Genomic DNA, 18,103 nt, shown 5'->3' on the forward strand with positions numbered 1-18,103 from the left:
AGACACATTAACTATGATACTTCCTTGAAACAACAGACTTTAGCTTCCAAACAACCCAAGCCCGTGCTCGACAATATCTTTGCTTTTCCACCTAACCGGGACACCCTTGGTGGGACAGCTTACTTCATTGTAGAAAACCAAACTAACATTCTAGTAGATTGTCCGGCTTGGGATGAGATTAACCAAACATTTTTACGTGAATATGGCGGTGTCCGGTTGTTGTTTCTGACTCACCGGGGCGCTATGGGTAAGGTGCGGGAGATTCAGGAAGCCACAGGCTGCGAAATCCTGATTCAAGAGCAGGAAGCTTATTTGCTACCAGGATTGCAAGTGACAGCTTTTGAGCGAGAATTTGCTCTGAGCGATCGCACTTTTGTATTTTGGACTCCCGGTCATTCTCCCGGTTCGTCCTGTCTTTATGATACTCGCAGTGGCGGAGTTCTGTTTTCGGGCAGACACTTGCTCCCCAATCGAGAAGGTGCACCTCAACCGCAGAGAACGGCAAAAACTTTTCACTGGCCACGACAAATGAACAGCGTGAAGTCGATTATCGATCGCTTTTCGCCGGAAACTTTACAGTATATTTGTCCTGGTGGGAACACAGGTTTTTTGAGGGGAACAGGATCGATAAATCGAGCTTTTGAACAATTAGCCAGTTTAGATTTAGCTGTTTGTTTGCAATCAAAGCCTTGATTTGAAAAAGCCATAAATCCTATGTCAAAAACCGAAAAACAGAAAATGCTAGCCGGCGAGTTGTATCTAGCGGCTGATGCGGAATTGACTTGTGAGCGCCAGCGAGCCCGCCGTCTCACCAGACTTTACAATGCTACCCGCGAGGACGAAGCATCCCAACGCTTAGAAATTCTCACCGAATTATGCGGTGCCGTCGGCCCGAAAGTTGAAATTGAACCCCCTTTCTACTGCGACTATGGCAGTAATATTTATGCTGGAAATGGCTTATATATGAATTTTGGTTGCGTGATTCTCGATTGCAATCGAGTTAACATCGGCGAAAATTTACTGTGTGGCCCACAAGTGCAAATTTACACTGCTTTCCACCCCACTGACCCGGAAATTAGACTTTCGGGCCGAGAACTGGCTAGCGAGATTCATATCGGCAATAATGTGTGGATTGGTGGCGGTAGTATCGTTTGCCCCGGAGTCACCATCGGCGATGGTAGCACGATCGGTGCAGGCAGTGTGGTGGTCAAAAGTATCCCTGCAAACGTCGTAGCTGCGGGGAATCCATGCCGAATCATCCGGCATCTAGCTTGATGTGGTACTATCAACACACAGGTCCGATCCACTCTCAGGGGTTTGACCTTCGCTCCAGGTTTTTAACTCCTACTCACAAGATTTTTATGGCGACTGCAACACTTTATCCCAACGCTCCCGATTTATCTACCGACGACTACGTGGTAGTGGGTTTGGCCACCTGCTTCGTCAAAGAAGAAGGTGAAGTTCTCGAAGTACAAGTAATTGAAGCTATCCCCTCAGCAGCTTTGGAGGCAATTGTCAAGGGAATTCCCACCTCCTATCAAAGGGCTTGGGGGACGACTTTGGGAGCAGTGCTCGACGGCGAATCACCCACTATGCTGCCAGAATTCCCCACATCGGCTCAGTTTTGCGAAGAATTTGGCTTTCGGGCGATCGCCGCTGCCCGCACTTACAAAATCCGCCCCCAAGCTCAATCTCACATCCCCTTGGGAACAGTTCGGAGCGACTTTTCTTATTCCCTCGATCGCAAAAGAGTTCTCAATACCCAGCGCGTTGTTCGCACTGAAGACAATGTAAAACAACACGAACACACTCACAAAGTTCTTTAAATGAATCAGTTTTCAGGTTTGACAGAGTTGTAAATTCAATAATTTTTAACTCTCAAATCAGCGGAAATTTAGCATCGCATTAGCCCAGGGATGTAGTGGATAGATTAGCAGCCAGGATTTGACTCCTTCTCTGATTCGCTGCATCCGTTTTATTGAGCAATAAATTATTCCCAAAAAAAATCATTCCCCTGGTTAGGGAAACAACAGCGGTGCAACCAATGCAAACAGCCAACCTCCCATCACCAAGATTTCCACAAATATCAGAATAATATTTTTTTTCATAGCTCAAATGCAACCTCAAATATCAAACAAATTTCCTGATTTTCCCCCTGCTTTATTTCCCTTCCCCTGCTTTATTCCCCTTAACCTTCGTGAAATCAAACATCGACAAAATCAACGGGAACCCCCCCACCTTTGCACTCATCAACAAGTGCATTGCCAGACACAATACTAATATTATCCACCCCGAAGCGTGCAAATAATACCAAACCTGCGTCAAGTCTCCAGCGGGTAGCCATTCTTCCTTAACCATACTCCCAGAGGCGATCGAAAAAGTCATCGCCACCAACATCAGCGTATTCACAATCCGATGCAAACTGTACCACCAAATCGGTTTTCCGAATTGCGTCAATTTCCCAAAAGAATCCGGCTGTACCAAGCGTTTTTGGCCCCAGTGGAAACTGTACAAAGCAAAAGCCGGCATTACGCCTAAAATTAACAGCTTGCCAAAAGTCCCATGAATCCCGATAATATCTGCAATCTGGGGCACTGGTACTTTGCCGAAGCGCCCGTCGTAAGTGTTGTACACCAGAAATGCGGTGATGATTGCTAAAATGGCGATCGCAGCGTTAACCCCGTGCAGTAACCTGAGCAACAATGGTTGGTATGGTTTAGATTCCGGCATCGTCAATTATGCTAGTTGATAACTCTTCCTATAATACAGCTTGGTACAACTTTTTTCAATCCCGCAAATTATGAAATAAATGTGATTGAAAAATGAATGAATTATGAGAAAAATGCAATTTCAGAAAAGTTTAGTGTAAAGTTAAAGAAGTTTAGGACTAAGGCAAAAAACCCGGTTTCTCCGAAAAATCATGCATCGAACCGAGAGATTGACGCAGAAACCGGGTTTTTGACCCCGTTAAAAATTAAGAGCAATACTTTACCCATAACATCAAACAGTTCACAAAAATGGATGCAGCCACTACCGTCTTACTTTCCTTGGGACTAGCAGCAGATGCTTTTGCTGTGTCAGTTTCCAGCGGTTTAGCAATTAAACACATGAAAGTCAATAAAGCTTTAAAAATTGCTTTATTTTTCGGTGGTTTTCAAGCTTTGATGCCAATAATCGGATGGTTTATTGGTCTGAGTTTCAGCTTTTTAATTTCGGCAATTGACCATTGGATAGCTTTCGGATTGTTGAGTTTCATTGGCGGTAGAATGATTTATGAATCTCTACAAAATGACGGAGAAGAAAAGAAATTTAATCCCCTGGATACGGGTACTTTAATCGGATTATCAGTGGCGACAAGTATAGATGCTTTAGCCGTGGGGATTGGCTTTGCTGTTCTGAAAGATTCTATTGCTCCTGCGGTGACTGCTATAGGATTTATTACTTTCTTTTTGGCGTTTGCTGGTGTGTTTATTGGACACAAGTGTGGAAATTTGTTTGCAAATAAAATAGAGATGTTGGGCGGAGCGATTTTGATTTTTATTGGTAGCAGAATCTTATTTGTACACTTGACGGAATTGCCAGTTATTGGTCATTAGTTATTAGCGACACCAATAACAAATAACCAATAACAAATGCTAAAATAAATCAGATTTCGTTAAAGGAAAAAAACGGTGCTGAAACTTTACGGTGGAGCTCGCAGCCGAGCCTCAATTATCAAGTGGTATCTGGAAGAAATAGGCGTGCCCTATGAATTCGTGATGCTGGATATGCAAGCAGGAGCACACTTGCAGCCAGATTTTATCGAAATTAACCCCATGGGAAAAGTCCCGGCTATCGCTGATGGAGATTTTAAACTTTGGGAATCTGGGGCAATTCTGCTCTATTTAGCTCAAAAATATGGTAAAATGCCGGAGAATTTGGAGCAACAAGCTCAAGTCGTGCAGTGGGTACTCTTTGCTAACGCTACCCTAGGACCGGGAATATTCGTGGAAGCAAGTCGCGATCGCGAAACTCCCAAATTGTTAACACCCCTCAATCACATCTTCGAGAAACAGCAGTTTTTGATGGGCGATGAATTCGGTGTAGCCGATGCCGCAGTGGGCTCGATTTTAAACTATATTCCCATGATGCTAAAACTAGACCTCAGCGCTTATCCGGCGCTTTTAGACTATATGAAGCGAATTGCAGAAAGACCGGCATTCCAAAAGGCGATCGGCAGCTAAACATAGCATTCATCCCTCTGGGCTCTTTCTCTGCGCTCTCTCTGCGCTTTGTGCGGTTAAATAATTCCAGAGCAACCGAAAAACTCAACAGCTAAAAGCAGGGACAATTGGGGAATTGCCCCTGCTTTTAATAAAACCAGAATTATCTGAATCCGACAGCCGCTTGCCAAACAAAAGCCAGCAACAAGAAAAACACAGGAATCACCGGCAAAACATTAATCAAAGGGTCAAAGATCGCATAAGCTTCGGGCAGCTTGGCTAAAAGTAATGCAGCTTCCATGAATCAACCTACCTATCCAACAGATTTTTCATAATTGTCGCATATCTTAAGCAAAGGCAATCATGTTCGATCGACCGTAGGTGTCAGCCAGTGAGCAAACTCCTCTGTAAAGCGATCGGCAAAAATCGCCTCCCGCATCCGAACGGTAAAGCGAATCAACTCAGTCACGTTGTGAATCGCCAGCAGAGTGTGGCCTAGTTGTTCCTTAGCTCGCACCAAATGACTCAAATAAGCCCGACTGAAATTTTGGCAAGTATAACAAGGACAAGACTCATCCAAAGGAGTAAAATCCTCTCGAAACCGAGCATTCTTCAAATTCCAGCGTTCCCCCCCAACCAAAGCCGTCCCGTGACGAGCCAGCCGAGTCGGAATCACACAGTCAAACAAATCTACACCATGGGACACCGCCACGGCCATTTCCCGATAAGTGCCAATTCCCATCAAATAACGGGGCTTATGTGCCGGTAACAGGGGTGCTGTCACTTTCACAATTTCTGCGATCAAATCCCCCGATTCCCCAACGCTGACACCGCCGATCGCATAACCTGGTAAATCTAAATCTACTAACTGGTTTGCCGATCGCGATCGCAAATCCGGGTAAACACCCCCCTGCACAATCCCAAACAAAGCTTGATCCGGGCGCGAGTGAGCAGCAATGCAGCGTTTGAGCCAGCGGTAAGTCCTGTCTGTCGCCCCTTCCACCTCCTGTCGCGTCGCTGGATAAGGGGGACACTCGTCAAAGGCCATAATCACATCCGCACCCAACTCATTTTGGATTTGGATCGATCGCTCCGGTGTCAAATTAATCATACGACCATCGCGGGGGGAACGAAAAGTCACCCCCTCATCAGAAATAGTACGCATTTGGCTCAAGCTAAACACCTGAAAGCCACCCGAATCAGTCAGAATCGGCCCGGACCAAGCCATGAATTTATGCAATCCACCAGCTCCGGCAACAATATCTTCCCCCGGCTGTAAGTGCAAGTGATAAGTATTAGCCAAAACCATTTGAGAGCCAGCATCTTTAAGATGTGCAGGTGTCAGAGTTTTGACATTAGCCAGGGTTCCCACGGGCATAAACTTAGGCGTTTCTACCACACCGTGGGGAGTGACAAACACTCCCGCACGCGCTTGGGTATGGCTGCAATGGGCAAGAGATTGAAAAGAAAATTTTTCGGACATTAGGAATGGAGCATTGGGCATTGGGCATTGGGCATCCGAACAATTTTAAACGTTCTTGAGCTTTAGTCGAACTAATTTTGACCCTAGCCTTAGCCAACGATCCTTTAAAACGGCGAATCGTCTTCATCTAATTGATAATCCCAGCTCCCTGAGAGTACCTGATCCACGACTGCATCTAAAGCAGCAGCATTTAAATTCCGGCTGAGTTGCTCTTGCAAAGGATTCGAGAGAGGAATTAACCGCAACTGTCGTCCCTCTTGAATCAGGTCAAAATAAGCACCTTCTTCCTTGGAGTTTTTCAGTTCCAGATAATCAAAACTATCAACATTCAAATAAATAGCCCGGTTGGCGATCAGAGTAGAGCGATTGGGGTTAGCGAATACTTCCCGGACATACCCTTCGCCTTGACTGTAAATCTTGCCGTCCTGCATGTGTAGGTAGCGGACACGTCCTAAATCGAAGAGCAATCTTTGGATATCGCGCTTGTTGACGACAATGCCTGTATCGATGATGCAAGGAGCAGCCACCCTGTTGTTTAATTGGTCATTACTCATGGAGCAAAAGCCTCTGTTGTAGTATGTTCCCCTGGTCGGAAATCACAGAATTCACTAGATTTTCCTACAAAGGAAACGCTTGTCTTGAGTTGAGTTTCAGTAGATGCAGTTCTTCGGGTGCGCTGTCGGTAGCAGTTTTCTAAAGAAAAGAGCTGTCGCCAGGATGAATGCCTGATCGAAGGAACTAAGGGTGTTACCGATCCAATTCTGGCATACGCTAATGGATTCACAACTCCATACAATGCGAAAAAATTTCTATTTTATGGTGCACAATCAGTTGGTTCGCTCAACGATCGACTTTTTCCGGAATTTGGGGGCTGCAATAGCTGCTGCGGTCGCTTTTTATACTTGTTTGCCGGTGCCGATTTCTTGGACTTTGGAGTTTCGGGGTATTGCTCGCTTTGCACCAGCAATCGGGCTGTTGGTTGGGGGGATGCTGGGACTGGCGGATCTGGGGTTGCAGTTGTTGGGGATGCCTGCTTTGACTCGATCGGCCTTGGTAGTAGTTTTAGGTATTGCCCTGACTGGGGGGTTGCACCTAGACGGGGCTATGGACGCGGCGGACGGGCTGGCTGTACCAGACCCCGTGCGACGGCTGGAGGTGATGCGGGACAGCGTTACAGGGGCTTTTGGGGCGATGGCTGCGGTGGCAATCTTGTTGTTGAAAACGGCTGCTCTGACGGATTTGAATGAATATCGGTGGTTGGCTTTGATGGGTGTGGCTGGTTGGGGGCGGTGGGGCCAGTTGGTGGCGATCGCCCACTATCCCTATCTCCGCGCCGAGGGTAAGGGAGCTTTTCACAAGGAATCGATTTATTCTCCTTTTGATTTTATCCCAGGAGTCTTCCTGCTACTGAGTTTGAGTGTGTTGCAAGTTGTCTTGCAGGGCGATCGGTGGCTGTTGGCGGTGGGGATGGCTTTGGGGGGAAGTGCGATCGGAATTTTGACGGGAGCCTGGTTTAACCACCGTTTAGGGGGTCACACTGGTGATACCTATGGTGCTGTAGTGGAGTGGACGGAGGCTTTGTTGTTGTGTTTGTTGGCGGCTTTGCAAGGTTGATGCGATCGCCATTTGAATCGGATTCGGTGGTTGAAATTCGGCGGTTGAAACCGCTTCTACACATACGAAGTCTGCCTCCGCAGACTAAGAGGTGGAAATCCGAACTCGACTTGGATGTTTTCGATCCTGTCTGTTTTCAATTGCTACGTTAAATTAGATATAGCCAACCTCAATCCTCTAGAAAACTATGGAATATTTGATTGGTGCGGTTTTGCTCGGAATGTTAATTTGGGCTGGGTTAGAGATTGTCCAAACAATTCAAAAGTGGGAACATAATTCGACGGAGACTCAAAGTAAAGTTCAAGCTGAAATGGTCACAGAGACTGCTTACGGTGAATTCGGGGGCGATGCGGTGGAGGGAGCAAGTCAGGCTATTGAAAACACCCTTCATGCTAGTCAATGCGCAGCCGAAACAGCAGTTGGTGAAGTTTCAGCAGGTGCGATCGGTCCTACTGTAGAAGGCTTAATGCACTTGCTCCACCATTAGAGCTAATCGGTAGGTTGGGGTGAGGAACGAAAACCAACCTACAACTGGGTTATTAGTTGGGTGGGGGCGGGTTTATGAAGATGATCTGTGAGTGGCAAAATTCATCTGTGAACCCGCCCCTACGGATTTTATTCAATGTTTTACCAGAAATTTTATCTAACATTTTACCAATGCTGTAGGGGCGGGCGATGCCCTGCCCTTCGACTCCGCTCAGGAACCGCGTAGTCGAAGGGTTCACCAACCATAATCGCCCAAAAATAACAATCTTAATAAACCCGCCCACACCTATAAACTAGAACGAATAAACTCGTCCTTTTTCATCAATATAAATTGACCGGTCTTGCCTAGTCCGCCCGTCCGATGTGGTGATTCTAACTGTCACGATGTTTTTCTGGGAATCGACGCTATAGTCGTATTTCAAAGTGGTGGTTCCACCTGTGACATTAATGGGAATATTGGCAATATCGCCGGTGCGGTTGCCGATACGAACCATGACGTTTTTTGTACTGCCGATCGGCAAGGATGACAAACCAACACCAGACTGACCGTATTCTAGGTTCAATCCAGTCTCGTTTAATAGTCTGAGGGTGATGTTGCGAGTATTATCTATCTTTGCTTCTGGTTGCCAAAATCCCGGTTTTGTGCCACTGTCGGTGGCTGGTTGAGCTGAGACTGGATGGGGTGTCAAAATACCGATCGCCGCCAGTAGGATTGCTGTGGTTGTAATCATTCTTGATTTCATTTTGGGCACCTTGGAGTAAAATGTTTTTCAATACTACTATCGTAACTTTGAAAGCGATTTTTTTTTAATGATTTTTAATAGACATCTACCCTATTTATTGTGGAACAGGCATTCTGACTGTGATTAAGCAGCTTTTTGGGAGATATCTAATGATTATTTTTAAAGCTCGCTCGCGCCGCTTCTAGGATGATACGCTGTTCGGCACGGGCGATCGCCCTAGAAGTCTGTTCCACAGCGTCCACATTCACAGAAATCGAGGAAATCCCCCACAGCACCAGGGAGTCAATCATCTGTGGATATAAAGCTGGAGCATCGCCACAGATAGAGCAAGGAATTCCCGCCTCCTTAGCATGAAGGATTAATTGTTCGATCGCCCTCATCATCGGTTGATTGGGCCCACTGAAAGCACTAGCCATATCTGCCGAGTTGCGGTTAACTCCTAACATGAATTGGCTTAAATCATTGGTGCCGATGGAAATTCCTTGAACTCCTGCTTTCACGTAATCTGACAATAAAAATAACACCGAAGGAACCTCGGCCATAATCCACAGTTTAAAATCACCAGGTCGCTGTTTCCAAACTGTTTCTAAACGCTGCTTGCAGAAGCTAAACTCGTCTACAGAGCGCAGAAATGGCAAAAGTAAATTAATATTTGTATAGCCAGAATCCCAGGATGTTTTTAGTACCTTTAATTCCCAATCAAATAACTCTGGTTCAAAGGTATAACTGAAACTACCGTGGATTCCCGATTCCCGTAAATCCAGGGAGCGATAAAATATTGGACGGGGAAAGACGGCCGCAGCAAATAAATTTAACTGATTCGCCATGCGATGCACAAATTCAGATTCCCGACCATTTTGCAACCAAAGTTGGGGATTTATACCTTCCAAAGCTTCCATGGCCATTAATTCCGATCGCACTAATCCAATGCCGTCTATGGGTAGATTTCTGAGACGCTCGATGGAGCTAATTTGGCTGACATTCACCAGCAGTTGAGTCGCTGTTGGCGCGCTGACAACATTTTGAGGTAATTCTGGTGGCTGAGATTTTGGTTCGAGAGGGGATGGAGATGCTGTGGGGAATTGGTGATGGGCGATCGACATTTTGGCTGCTGTCATGGACAAATCTGCATGATTGGCTATTTCTGCATAATTGCCGATGTTTGTAGGGCCGATTTCCTCAATTTGAGCGGATGCAAAAACTTCTCCGGTGTCACCATCTAGCCACACCGAATCCCCAGTCTCGATCGCGCGAGTGGCACCGACAACTCCCACCACAGCGGGGATGCCCAACTCCCTAGCTAAAATCGCCCCATGACCGGTCATACCTCCTTGTTCGCAAACAATCCCAGCAGCTAATTTGAGCCAAGGTAGCCAATGGGGATAAATTTCCCGTGCCACCAAAATTCCCCCGGCTACAAATTCCGATTTTTCTGCATGGGAATTAGTCATAACTTGGGCAATTGCTTTAACTTTTCCCGATCTGGCTGCCAAGCCTTTGAGTACCCTGGGGTTTCTGCCTAGGGCAATTAAGTTTTGGTTGGCTAGTTCGATCGGATTTTCCAATATTTGGGGGGCTTTTTTGTTTTTCAAGGGGCGAACTTGAGTGAAATAAAACTCCGGTTCGTTGCATTCTGCTGACTGATTCATCGTCCACTCTAAAATTAGATCGAAATCGAATTCACTCCTCGCTTTTATGCTCATATCGAGTAATTTTAGTAATAGATACTGATTTAATACATATTCACTTTGTAATTTTTCACTTAATATATAAATATCCAAACAACTTCCAGCAGAATTTGGTCTGGGAAACTGAGAGTTAGGAACTTGGAAAGTGTTGCCATTTCCGATGTGCGGTTTTTCCTCCGATTTTATTCCGTCGCTTTTGAGATGATAAGCTAATGTTTTGTAACCCAATCGCTGGATGGTAATTTTGCCTGTTTCCGGTTGCAATTGATAGTAATCGGGGATGGTTTCTCCCCTAGCCAGGGACATTCCTAAACCGCAGGTGGCTTGGATTTCCCAGCCTTCATTGCTGTTAGTTTCCACCGCACCGGCGGCGATCGCACAAGAGAGTGGCTGCACTAAAACAGCGGGATTAATTTCCTGTACATTCATGCCGCACCGTTGCCAGTAAAATAGTCTTTGGGCTCTGAACAGTTCCGCCCAAGCTGCTTTGAGTCCGGCCTCGATGGCTGCTGGTTCGGCGCGCACTGCTTGAGATTCCAGCATTCCGGCGGTGTTCGGGTTTTGCGTAGTCAGGGAAGGGCGAAAAATTAATGCTTTGCAGTTTAGTTGAGAAACAGCCGCATCCAGGGTGGAGAGTAAGGAATCTGGCAGTTTGGTGGAGGTGATTTGTCGGCGAATGCTGCGGGCGATGGCTTGGAGTTGTTTTGGTTCATCGACATTCAAGTGCAGTGAAGAGTTTGGCCAGTCTGCAAACAGCGGTTCCAGCCAGTCTATGGACTCTAGAAACTGCCAAAACGCTTTTGGTGGCACAACAAAACCTGGTATGACAGGATGATTTTTTTGCATTAAACAGCTTAAGTAAAATGCTTTTTCTCCCACGGCATCTCTGTCTGATAGTTGAATTTTGTCTAGCCAGTAGAAGTTGTCCACGCTGTTAGCCTTTCTAGGAAATTGATTGAAAATTCTAATTTTTCCCGATTAATCACTTATTGCAATTTTAATATGAACCATCGAAAATGGACGAGATTCGTCAAATCTTTTCTCAATTTATTTCTTAAGTCTAACTGTCCTCTTTGTCAGCGACCAGCTACCTCAGATTTGTGTCCCTACTGTCGCCAGCAACTTCAGGGCTGTCGATTAGCCGATCCTGGTGCATTTTGGGATTCCCAGAAGGCTGTTTTTGTGTGGGGGGAGTACGGCGGGGCTCTGAAACGGGCGATCGCAGCTTTGAAATATAACGATCGCCCAGAGTTAGCGAAACCCCTGGGCTACTGGATGGCTGAATCTTGGCTAAATTTTCCCGAATTAGCTATTGATAATTTAACCGTTGTACCGATTCCACTGCATAAGGAAAAGCTGAAACAGCGGGGATTTAATCAAGCGGAACTTTTGGCGGAAAGTTTTTGCGAGTTAACTGGTTTGCCTTTACAGCGACATGGTTTAGAACGGATCAAGTATACTGAGGCACTATTTCAACTTTCTATTGCACAGCGGCAAGCCCAAATGAAGGATGCTTTAATTTTGGGTAAGGATTTTCGCCGCCGACTTCCCGGCGATCGGGTGTTGTTAGTCGATGATATTTATACTAGCGGTACTACGGTGCGATCGGCTACTCAAGTATTGAAGCAGTCAGGAATTTCGGTATATGGAACTGTTGCGCTTGCAAGTCCTAGAAAAACTTGAAATTGATTGAATTTCTGGTGGGAAAAAAAGTCGATCGCGATTAGTCGGTTGGGCGGGGCGGGTGGATTGAGATTATCTGTAGGTGACAAACTCGATCGGCGAACCCGCCCCTACAGGCTGTTCAAATATGAGTTAATTTTGGATAGCCACGCAGGTAGAAAGCATTTTTGCTACCCCTACTATTGGCAATTTATCCAGAATTTCCGCGGCAAAAGCATCAATCAGCAAATAGCGGCTTCTTTCTAAATCCAAGCCACGACTTTGTAAGTAGAAAAGTTCATCATCTTCTAACTGGCTGACTGTTGCACCGTGGGAACATTTAACGTTGTCTGCCACAATTTCCAACTGCGGTTTAGTGTCTATGCGAGCTCTTGATGACAGCAACAAATTCCGGCTCAACTGTCCCGCATCTGTTAATTGGGCGGCTTTGGGAACGAAAACTTTGCCGTTAAATACAGCGCGAGCTCTGTTACCAATGATGCACTTGTGCAGTTGGCGGCTTTTACCGTGGGGGTGATTGAAATTAATCAAGCTGTGAGTGTCGGATAGTTGTTCGCCAAAGGCTACGGTTAAGCCGTTGAGAGTTGTTTCAGTCGCTTCGCCGTGCTGGAAGACTTCTAAATTGTGCCGCGATATTTTCCCGCCCAAGCTGATAGCATGACAAGTATAACGGCTGTTGCGAGATTGGTCGATCGCACTTTTGCCAATATGAACAACATCCCCACCTTCCCGTTGGAGTCGAACATGATTCACCGCAGCATTTTCGCCGACAACCACATCGGTGACAGCATTCGTAAATGCCGCCATATTACCAATAGTGGCGTAGTCTTCAATTAGCGTTACATTGCTTCCAGGCTCTGCTATAACCACACAGTGTGGCTGACACATCGTGGGAGATGCCCCTGGTGCGGTCAGGAACAGCAAATGAATCGGAAGGGCGATCGACATATTAGCCGGCACGAACACCACCGCAGAATCCCGCAAACCCGCGATATTTAAAGCAGTAAATACTTCTGTTGGTTGTCTATGCTGGCTCAAAACATCGGCGATGCGGGCCTGATATTTTTCCGGTGCATTGGATAGATTACCTACATAAAAGTCCGGTAAATTAACCGCTGACAAATCCGGCGCATAAATACCGTTGACAAATACCAATCTTAAAGGTAAATCGTCCTTGTTTTTCACAGGCATAGTAATATCAGACAACTTAATTGATGACTGATTACTCTGGGGTAAATTAAACTGAATTGGTAATAGCGGAGACAAATCAGTAAACCGCCATTCTTCATCCTTCACCGTCGGAAAACTTGCCGCCAGCACGTATTCAGCCGCAGCATCTCGCAATTCCTGCAACCCGAAAGCGGCTGTTTTGGCATTAGCTGCCCCCAACTTTTCGCACTGATTTACCAAACCTGGCAAAAACATTTCTCTAGTAGCAACTTGCGTATTCATCATCGCGCGCCAACTCCTGCTGCTTCTGCTTCTAAAATCCAGTCATAACCGCGTTCTTCCAATTCCAGCGCCAACTCTTTCGGACCAGTCGCGATAATTCTGCCACCTTCCATGACATGAATAAAATCAGGAATAATGTAATTCAACAACCGCTGATAGTGAGTAATCACCAACATACAATTTTCGGCATTTGACAATTGATTCACACCGCCAGCAACAATCTTGAGAGCATCGATATCCAAACCCGAATCAGTTTCATCCAAAATCGCTAACTTCGGTTCTAAAAGCGCCATTTGCAAAATCTCATTCCGTTTCTTTTCGCCACCGGAAAAACCCTCATTCACGCTGCGGTCTAAGAAAGCAGAATTCATCTTAACAATATCCAGTTTTTGCTCTATCAAATCTTGGAAATCAAAAGCATCTAATTCTTCGATTCCACGATGTTTTAGGTGAGCGTTGTAAGCCACACGCAAGAAATCTAGATTGCTGACACCCGGAATTTCTAAAGGATATTGAAAAGCTAGAAACACGCCAGCCAGAGAGCGTTCTTCCGGTGCTAATTCTAGTAAATTATGCCCTAAAAAGGTTACTTCTCCACCTGTCACCGTATAAGCAGGATGGCCTGCTAATATTTTGGATAAGGTGCTTTTTCCTGAACCGTTGGGACCCATGATGGCGTGGATTTCGCCGGATTTAATTTCTAGGTTCAAACCTTTTAGGATTTGGGTATCTTCGACATTCGCCGTTAAATTGCGGACTGACAATACTACTTCACTATTTTCAACAATCATCTCTTTTTTTCCTTTGCCTCAATGGGCTTTGGTTCGTAGTCTCGACTTGAGTCCTTCAGGGACTTTTTGGTTGGTGGGGGCGGGTTGATTTAACCTGTCTGCACTTTTTAAGGCTTTTGGTGAACCCTTCGACTACGCGGTTCCTGAGCGGAGTCGAAGGGCAGGGCATCGCCCGCCCCTACACCAAATATGGCCAATATCAACTATAAAATTGCAGCCACAGTTGACATCAGCAACCCTTGAAACAATTTCATCCCATCAGTCTCACCCAACATCGGATCGGATGCCCGTTCTGGATGTGGCATCATACCTAACACATTGCCAGCCCGATTGCAAATTCCAGCAATATTATTTAACGAACCGTTGGGATTCCCAGCATCGTTAATTTCGCCCGCTTCTGTGCAGTACCGAAACAAAACTCGATCGTGTTCTTCTAGTTCGGCCAAAGTATCGGCATCGGCATAATAGTTGCCTTCTCCGTGGGCGATGGGTAAATCGATGATTTGACCGGAGGTATAGGCGGAAGTCCAAGGAGTATTACTGCGTTCGACTTTCAACGAAGTGCGATCGCAAATAAAATTCAACCCCGCATTTCGCACCAGAGCACCGGGGAGCAAACCAGCTTCAGTCAGCACCTGAAAACCGTTGCAAATTCCCAGTACAAGTTTGCCTTTGTTGGCGTGTTCCGCAGTCGCTTTCATCGCTGGAGAAAAACGGGCGATCGCGCCGCACCGCAAATAATCTCCGTAACTAAAACCACCGGGAACTACCATAATATCGATATCCGAAATATCGGTATCTTCGTGCCAAATCATCCGCGTTGGTTGGTGTAGTAACCCTTGAGTTACCCACACCACATCGCGATCGCAATTTGAACCCGGAAAAACAATAACTCCAAATTTCATAAGCACAAGTCCTAGGGAAGAAGGAAGAAGGAAGAAGGAAGAAGGAAGAAGGAAGAAGGAAGAAGGTTGATTAACAGTAAGACTTTTTCTGACATTTGCCAACAATCACTTACATTAGCCTTCTTGTCTTTATGTCATGTAGAATGAATTTAGCCGCTCGGATTTAGGTGAAAAACCTTGGTAGTAAGCAACCTCTATCTAAATAAGTTGCCTCTGAGCGTATCAAAGCAAATAATCAAATTGGCTAAATGCGGTCACGCGAAAACCAAGCTGAACGCTGATAGTACAAGTGCTTGTAGAGATTTCTACGGGCATTGGTTGATACGCCTTAGTTGAGATCAGTTCTCAACTTATGTATTTGTTAGCAAACGTTAGCAAAAAAGTATCGGAAAACCGAGAGTACCTTCGTTTGTATCGAAGTCTCGATCCCCCTAAATCCCCCTTAAGAAGGGGGACTTTGATGTGTTTGGAGTTCTCGTGTTTTTAACGAGGACTCTGAATACTCTTGTCCCCCCCTTCTTAAGGGGGGTTAGGGGGGATCTCCGGGTTTTAAAACACACCCGAAAGATCGATCGCATTTATGCTGTCGTTGTCTCCATAGCAACAGGAACTTCAGTCAACTCTACCCGATAGTTTTCAATCACTGGATTGGCCAAAAGTTGGTCGCAAATGCGATCGAGTTGTTCGCGCGCATCCGACTCGCCAGCAGCAGTCAGAGTCACTTCAACGTACTTCCCGATGCGCACGCGCTCAACATTGTCGTATCCCATGTGTTCCAAACCAGACTGAACAGCAGTGCCTGCGGGGTCTAAAACCGAAGGGCGGAGGGTAACATAAATTTGGGCAAAATATTTTTGAGTCACAGCAATGTGTAGGTGATGCGAAAGTTAGAGCTATTTTATCCTACAACTAGGTGGCTGTTGCTCGATCGCCCTTTCCCCCAAGTAAGCTAGCCTAGAAACAGCGATAGATTTGATTCCAGCAGATTACACAAAAAAATTATGAGAACCAACCGCACCCGTAGTCAGGAGCGTATTTTACACTTGCTCAAGCACTTGAATCGATCGCTCTCAGCGCAAGATATCTACTTAGAACTCCGTAACAGCGACCAAAGCATGGGCTTAGCAACCGTTTATCGCTCCCTCGACGGTTTAAAGCGAGAGGGGTTCGTTCACGTCAGAACTCTTGCTAGTGGCGAGTCTCTTTACGGTGCCGCCCACCAAGATCAACATCATTTAACTTGTCTCGAATGCGGCGCCTCAATTCCGATCGACGAATGTCCGGTTCACCACTTAGAAAGCCAATTGCAGCAATCTCATTCTTTTAAGATTTATTATCACACTTTGGAATTTTTCGGATTGTGCGATCGATGTACTCTCGCTCAACAATCTTAAATTTGGTAATTGGTAATTGGTAATTGGTAATTGGTAATTGGCAACTACTCGTTTACTCGTTACCAGGCTCTGCCTGGTAACGCAGATCCGGAGGCTCTGCCTCCAATTTTTGTGCTAAGAAGCGAGGCAGAGCCTCTAGGCATAGGTTCCCAGGCTCTGCCTGGGAACCAGTTACACCAGTTACAAACTATCAATTTTAAGACTATTTCTTTACCTCATTACTACTACCTTCCCCAACAATCGATCGCATTCCTTCCAGGGTAGCGGGAATGCTCCGCGGGTCCATAAACATCACCTTACTGCTGTCGCTGCTGCCAATTTTCAAACCCATATCAAGATAGTTTTGAGCTAACAAAAATTGTAAAGCTTCGCGAGCATTGGGATCATTTTGAGCAAGATTTCATTAATTTGAGAACGGGCTGTAAAAGTTTCTTCAAGGTCTAGTTGACCCATTTCAGCCCGAATTTGAGTCAGAACCATATTAACCATTGCTGACTGAAGATTTTCGACTTTGTAACAGGCTTTTTCCAAGTCCACAATCCGCCAGTAAACCACAGCATCCACAGTGAAGGAAACGTTGTCGCGAGTGATACAAGCTTGGGGAGGAATATCTAAGACTTTTTCGCGGATGGTTTGTTCGTAAACTACTCGATCGAGAAACGGAGTTACAAAATTCAAGCCCGGTTCTAGTTTCTTCCCACTGTATTTACCGAGAGTTTCTACCAAGGCTTCATTACCCTGATTGATAATCTTGACGGAACCTGCGAGGGCAGAGCCGCCTAATGCTAAAAATACAAACAAAAACAATTGTTCCACAGTGGACTCCTAATAATTTGTGAGTATTGACTTTCATTCCCCATTCCTTCCCCCCTTGGGGGGGCAGGGGGGGGTTGCCCCATGAACCATGAACCATGAACCATGAACCATGAACCATGAACCATTCCCAATTCCCAATTCCCAATTCCCAATTCCCAATTCCCAATTCCCAATTCCCAATTCCCAATTCCCAATTCCCAATTCCCGATTCCCAATTCTCCATCAACCATTTGGCATTTTTTTAGGAATGCAGCAAGTTTTCTGGAACTACTATCAGAGTAGTGCCTTTCCGTCCGACTACAATTACGTTTTGGTTGGGAGGAATAGCGGTGTCGCAATCTTCACAGCGTGCTCGCCAAGAATTGCCTTCATAAATTACTCGTCCCGCTTCTCCGGGGGGAATTTCTGTTAAAGTTTTGGCTTCTTTGTCATCTTCGATCGCCCTTGTCTTGCCTTTTGGTATCAAACGCCTGGTAGTTAGCACAAAAAGTACCGAACAGACCATCCACAGGAATATTTGTAAATTAACGTAAGGTAAAGCTAAAGAAATTCCAGCTACCACGAAGGCGCTCAGTCCCATCATAAAAGCTACAAAAGCAGTAGGGAGAAATAGTTCTGCCAAACAGAGCAATGCCCCAGATATCAGCCAAAATAGCGTAGGATTCCACAGCATAACAAGAGTTGGGGTAATAGTATTTTTGATTGATGAATTAAAGGATTACAGAATGGCTCAAGACTAACTTGGTAAAGGTTTGCCAATTTCCGATCGTTGCTAGATTTTTGAGGTAGCTGGATGAAGTTGATGGGGCGATCGCCAGACTGAGCCTTCGATCGCCCTCAATACCA

At 45.7% G+C, this 18,103-nt stretch carries 21 protein-coding genes and 1 pseudogene; 9 read left to right on the forward strand and 13 right to left on the reverse strand.

All coding sequences use genetic code 11. The features are described 5' to 3' along the window. Positions 1-24: 24 nt before the first annotated feature. The 3 genes from P2A85_RS08565 (at position 25) to P2A85_RS08575 (ending at position 1,826) form a co-directional block, all read left to right on the forward strand. On the forward strand, positions 25-693 hold the full coding sequence (locus P2A85_RS08565) for an MBL fold metallo-hydrolase (RefSeq protein ID WP_377478698.1): 669 nt from the start codon (positions 25-27) through the stop codon (positions 691-693). 21 nt (positions 694-714) lie between these two features. Beyond that, the gene (locus tag P2A85_RS08570; protein WP_377478700.1) at positions 715-1,275 is read left to right on the forward strand and encodes a sugar O-acetyltransferase; all 561 of its coding nucleotides are present in this window, start codon (positions 715-717) and stop codon (positions 1,273-1,275) included. An 86-nt stretch (positions 1,276-1,361) separates the two neighbouring features. Beyond that, complete coding sequence (locus P2A85_RS08575) at positions 1,362-1,826, forward strand: hypothetical protein (RefSeq protein WP_371114532.1); 465 nt, start codon at positions 1,362-1,364, stop codon at positions 1,824-1,826. A gap of 334 nt (positions 1,827-2,160) precedes the next feature. Here the strand turns inward: P2A85_RS08575 and P2A85_RS08580 are convergent, their stop codons facing one another. Then, the gene (locus tag P2A85_RS08580) at positions 2,161-2,730 is read right to left on the reverse strand and encodes a cytochrome b/b6 domain-containing protein (RefSeq protein ID WP_377478702.1); all 570 of its coding nucleotides are present in this window, start codon (positions 2,728-2,730) and stop codon (positions 2,161-2,163) included. Between the two features lie 287 nt (positions 2,731-3,017). Here P2A85_RS08580 and P2A85_RS08585 point away from each other — a divergent pair, with 287 nt between their 5' ends. Further along, positions 3,018-3,596 carry a manganese efflux pump MntP family protein gene (locus P2A85_RS08585; protein WP_377478704.1) on the forward strand — a complete coding sequence of 193 codons (579 nt, stop codon included), beginning with the start codon at positions 3,018-3,020 and terminating at the stop codon, positions 3,594-3,596. Between the two features lie 75 nt (positions 3,597-3,671). Continuing rightward, the gene (locus P2A85_RS08590; protein ID WP_377478706.1) at positions 3,672-4,223 is read left to right on the forward strand and encodes a glutathione S-transferase family protein; all 552 of its coding nucleotides are present in this window, start codon (positions 3,672-3,674) and stop codon (positions 4,221-4,223) included. 142 nt (positions 4,224-4,365) lie between these two features. Here the strand turns inward: P2A85_RS08590 and P2A85_RS08595 are convergent, their stop codons facing one another. The 3 genes from P2A85_RS08595 to P2A85_RS08605 form a co-directional block, all read right to left on the reverse strand. Continuing rightward, entirely contained in the window at positions 4,366-4,503 is a 138-nt protein-coding gene (locus P2A85_RS08595; RefSeq protein WP_293149949.1) for a photosystem II reaction center protein K, read from the reverse strand. Between the two features lie 60 nt (positions 4,504-4,563). Then, positions 4,564-5,685, reverse strand: a complete 1,122-nt coding sequence (tgt, locus tag P2A85_RS08600) for a tRNA guanosine(34) transglycosylase Tgt (RefSeq protein ID WP_341731654.1) — start codon at positions 5,683-5,685, stop codon at positions 4,564-4,566. Between the two features lie 104 nt (positions 5,686-5,789). Then, positions 5,790-6,239, reverse strand: coding sequence for a hypothetical protein (locus tag P2A85_RS08605; RefSeq protein WP_377478708.1), 450 nt, complete (start codon positions 6,237-6,239; stop codon positions 5,790-5,792). 262 nt (positions 6,240-6,501) lie between these two features. Here P2A85_RS08605 and cobS point away from each other — a divergent pair, with 262 nt between their 5' ends. Both cobS and P2A85_RS08615 read left to right on the forward strand, forming a co-directional pair. Continuing rightward, the gene (gene cobS, locus P2A85_RS08610; RefSeq protein ID WP_377481380.1) at positions 6,502-7,299 is read left to right on the forward strand and encodes an adenosylcobinamide-GDP ribazoletransferase; all 798 of its coding nucleotides are present in this window, start codon (positions 6,502-6,504) and stop codon (positions 7,297-7,299) included. 187 nt (positions 7,300-7,486) lie between these two features. After that, entirely contained in the window at positions 7,487-7,786 is a 300-nt protein-coding gene (locus P2A85_RS08615) for a hypothetical protein (protein WP_377478710.1), read from the forward strand. Between the two features lie 292 nt (positions 7,787-8,078). On the opposite strand, the gene P2A85_RS08620 is transcribed toward P2A85_RS08615, so the two are convergent. After that, positions 8,079-8,528, reverse strand: a complete 450-nt coding sequence (locus P2A85_RS08620; RefSeq protein ID WP_377478711.1) for a hypothetical protein — start codon at positions 8,526-8,528, stop codon at positions 8,079-8,081. Between the two features lie 146 nt (positions 8,529-8,674). After that, positions 8,675-11,146, reverse strand: coding sequence for a putative PEP-binding protein (locus tag P2A85_RS08625; protein ID WP_377478713.1), 2,472 nt, complete (start codon positions 11,144-11,146; stop codon positions 8,675-8,677). 72 nt (positions 11,147-11,218) lie between these two features. On the opposite strand from P2A85_RS08625, the gene P2A85_RS08630 reads away from it, so the two are divergent. Continuing rightward, positions 11,219-11,899 carry a ComF family protein gene (locus P2A85_RS08630; protein WP_377478715.1) on the forward strand — a complete coding sequence of 227 codons (681 nt, stop codon included), beginning with the start codon at positions 11,219-11,221 and terminating at the stop codon, positions 11,897-11,899. Positions 11,900-12,031: 132 nt separating this feature from the next. Here the strand turns inward: P2A85_RS08630 and sufD are convergent, their stop codons facing one another. The 4 genes from sufD to purS all read right to left on the reverse strand — a co-directional run bounded on the left by sufD (position 12,032) and on the right by purS (position 15,910). Further along, on the reverse strand, positions 12,032-13,354 hold the full coding sequence (gene sufD / locus P2A85_RS08635) for a Fe-S cluster assembly protein SufD (RefSeq protein WP_377478716.1): 1,323 nt from the start codon (positions 13,352-13,354) through the stop codon (positions 12,032-12,034). Continuing rightward, a complete protein-coding gene (sufC, locus tag P2A85_RS08640; protein WP_340520986.1) occupies positions 13,351-14,142 on the reverse strand; it encodes a Fe-S cluster assembly ATPase SufC in 792 nt (263 codons plus the stop codon). Before sufC ends, sufD begins: the two co-directional genes overlap by 4 nt. Before the next feature lie 203 nt (positions 14,143-14,345). Further along, positions 14,346-15,047: a phosphoribosylformylglycinamidine synthase subunit PurQ gene (purQ, locus tag P2A85_RS08645; protein ID WP_377478718.1), complete on the reverse strand. Its 702-nt coding sequence runs from the start codon at positions 15,045-15,047 to the stop codon at positions 14,346-14,348. Positions 15,048-15,625: 578 nt separating this feature from the next. Next, positions 15,626-15,910: a phosphoribosylformylglycinamidine synthase subunit PurS gene (gene purS / locus P2A85_RS08650; RefSeq protein WP_377478720.1), complete on the reverse strand. Its 285-nt coding sequence runs from the start codon at positions 15,908-15,910 to the stop codon at positions 15,626-15,628. 138 nt (positions 15,911-16,048) lie between these two features. Here purS and P2A85_RS08655 point away from each other — a divergent pair, with 138 nt between their 5' ends. Continuing rightward, positions 16,049-16,441, forward strand: coding sequence for a Fur family transcriptional regulator (locus P2A85_RS08655; RefSeq protein WP_341736834.1), 393 nt, complete (start codon positions 16,049-16,051; stop codon positions 16,439-16,441). A gap of 202 nt (positions 16,442-16,643) precedes the next feature. On the opposite strand, the pseudogene P2A85_RS08660 reads toward P2A85_RS08655, so the two are convergent. The 3 genes and pseudogenes from P2A85_RS08660 to P2A85_RS08670 form a co-directional block, all read right to left on the reverse strand. Further along, a pseudogene (locus P2A85_RS08660) lies at positions 16,644-17,257 on the reverse strand (SPFH domain-containing protein). Beyond that, a complete protein-coding gene (locus tag P2A85_RS08665) occupies positions 17,227-17,487 on the reverse strand; it encodes a hypothetical protein (protein WP_377478722.1) in 261 nt (86 codons plus the stop codon). The pseudogene P2A85_RS08660 and the gene P2A85_RS08665 overlap by 31 nt, the downstream one beginning before the upstream one ends. A gap of 11 nt (positions 17,488-17,498) precedes the next feature. Continuing rightward, on the reverse strand, positions 17,499-17,930 hold the full coding sequence (locus P2A85_RS08670; RefSeq protein ID WP_377478724.1) for an NfeD family protein: 432 nt from the start codon (positions 17,928-17,930) through the stop codon (positions 17,499-17,501). Between the last annotated feature and the right edge of the window lie 173 nt (positions 17,931-18,103).

The sequence above is a fragment of the Microcoleus anatoxicus genome (assembly GCF_042465725.1).
In the GTDB taxonomy this organism is placed as follows: Bacteria; Cyanobacteriota; Cyanobacteriia; order Cyanobacteriales; family Microcoleaceae; genus Microcoleus; species Microcoleus anatoxicus.

Excerpts from the sequence above, each read along its gene's own strand:
- P2A85_RS08570 (WP_377478700.1), top strand. The coding sequence starts at position 715 with ATGTCAAAAACCGAAAAACAGAAAATGCTAGCCGGCGAGTTGTATCTA.
- P2A85_RS08575 (WP_371114532.1), top strand. The coding sequence starts at position 1,362 with ATGGCGACTGCAACACTTTATCCCAACGCTCCCGATTTATCTACCGAC.
- P2A85_RS08580 (WP_377478702.1), bottom strand. The coding sequence starts at position 2,730 with ATGCCGGAATCTAAACCATACCAACCATTGTTGCTCAGGTTACTGCAC.
- P2A85_RS08585 (WP_377478704.1), top strand. The coding sequence starts at position 3,018 with ATGGATGCAGCCACTACCGTCTTACTTTCCTTGGGACTAGCAGCAGAT.
- P2A85_RS08595 (WP_293149949.1), bottom strand. The coding sequence starts at position 4,503 with ATGGAAGCTGCATTACTTTTAGCCAAGCTGCCCGAAGCTTATGCGATC.
- tgt (WP_341731654.1), bottom strand. The coding sequence starts at position 5,685 with ATGTCCGAAAAATTTTCTTTTCAATCTCTTGCCCATTGCAGCCATACC.
- P2A85_RS08605 (WP_377478708.1), bottom strand. The coding sequence starts at position 6,239 with ATGAGTAATGACCAATTAAACAACAGGGTGGCTGCTCCTTGCATCATC.
- cobS (WP_377481380.1), top strand. The coding sequence starts at position 6,502 with ATGGTGCACAATCAGTTGGTTCGCTCAACGATCGACTTTTTCCGGAAT.
- P2A85_RS08615 (WP_377478710.1), top strand. The coding sequence starts at position 7,487 with ATGGAATATTTGATTGGTGCGGTTTTGCTCGGAATGTTAATTTGGGCT.
- P2A85_RS08620 (WP_377478711.1), bottom strand. The coding sequence starts at position 8,528 with ATGAAATCAAGAATGATTACAACCACAGCAATCCTACTGGCGGCGATC.
- P2A85_RS08630 (WP_377478715.1), top strand. The coding sequence starts at position 11,219 with ATGAACCATCGAAAATGGACGAGATTCGTCAAATCTTTTCTCAATTTA.
- sufD (WP_377478716.1), bottom strand. The coding sequence starts at position 13,354 with ATGATGAATACGCAAGTTGCTACTAGAGAAATGTTTTTGCCAGGTTTG.
- sufC (WP_340520986.1), bottom strand. The coding sequence starts at position 14,142 with ATGATTGTTGAAAATAGTGAAGTAGTATTGTCAGTCCGCAATTTAACG.
- purQ (WP_377478718.1), bottom strand. The coding sequence starts at position 15,047 with ATGAAATTTGGAGTTATTGTTTTTCCGGGTTCAAATTGCGATCGCGAT.
- P2A85_RS08655 (WP_341736834.1), top strand. The coding sequence starts at position 16,049 with ATGAGAACCAACCGCACCCGTAGTCAGGAGCGTATTTTACACTTGCTC.
- P2A85_RS08665 (WP_377478722.1), bottom strand. The coding sequence starts at position 17,487 with ATGGTTGATGGAGAATTGGGAATCGGGAATTGGGAATTGGGAATTGGG.
- P2A85_RS08670 (WP_377478724.1), bottom strand. The coding sequence starts at position 17,930 with ATGCTGTGGAATCCTACGCTATTTTGGCTGATATCTGGGGCATTGCTC.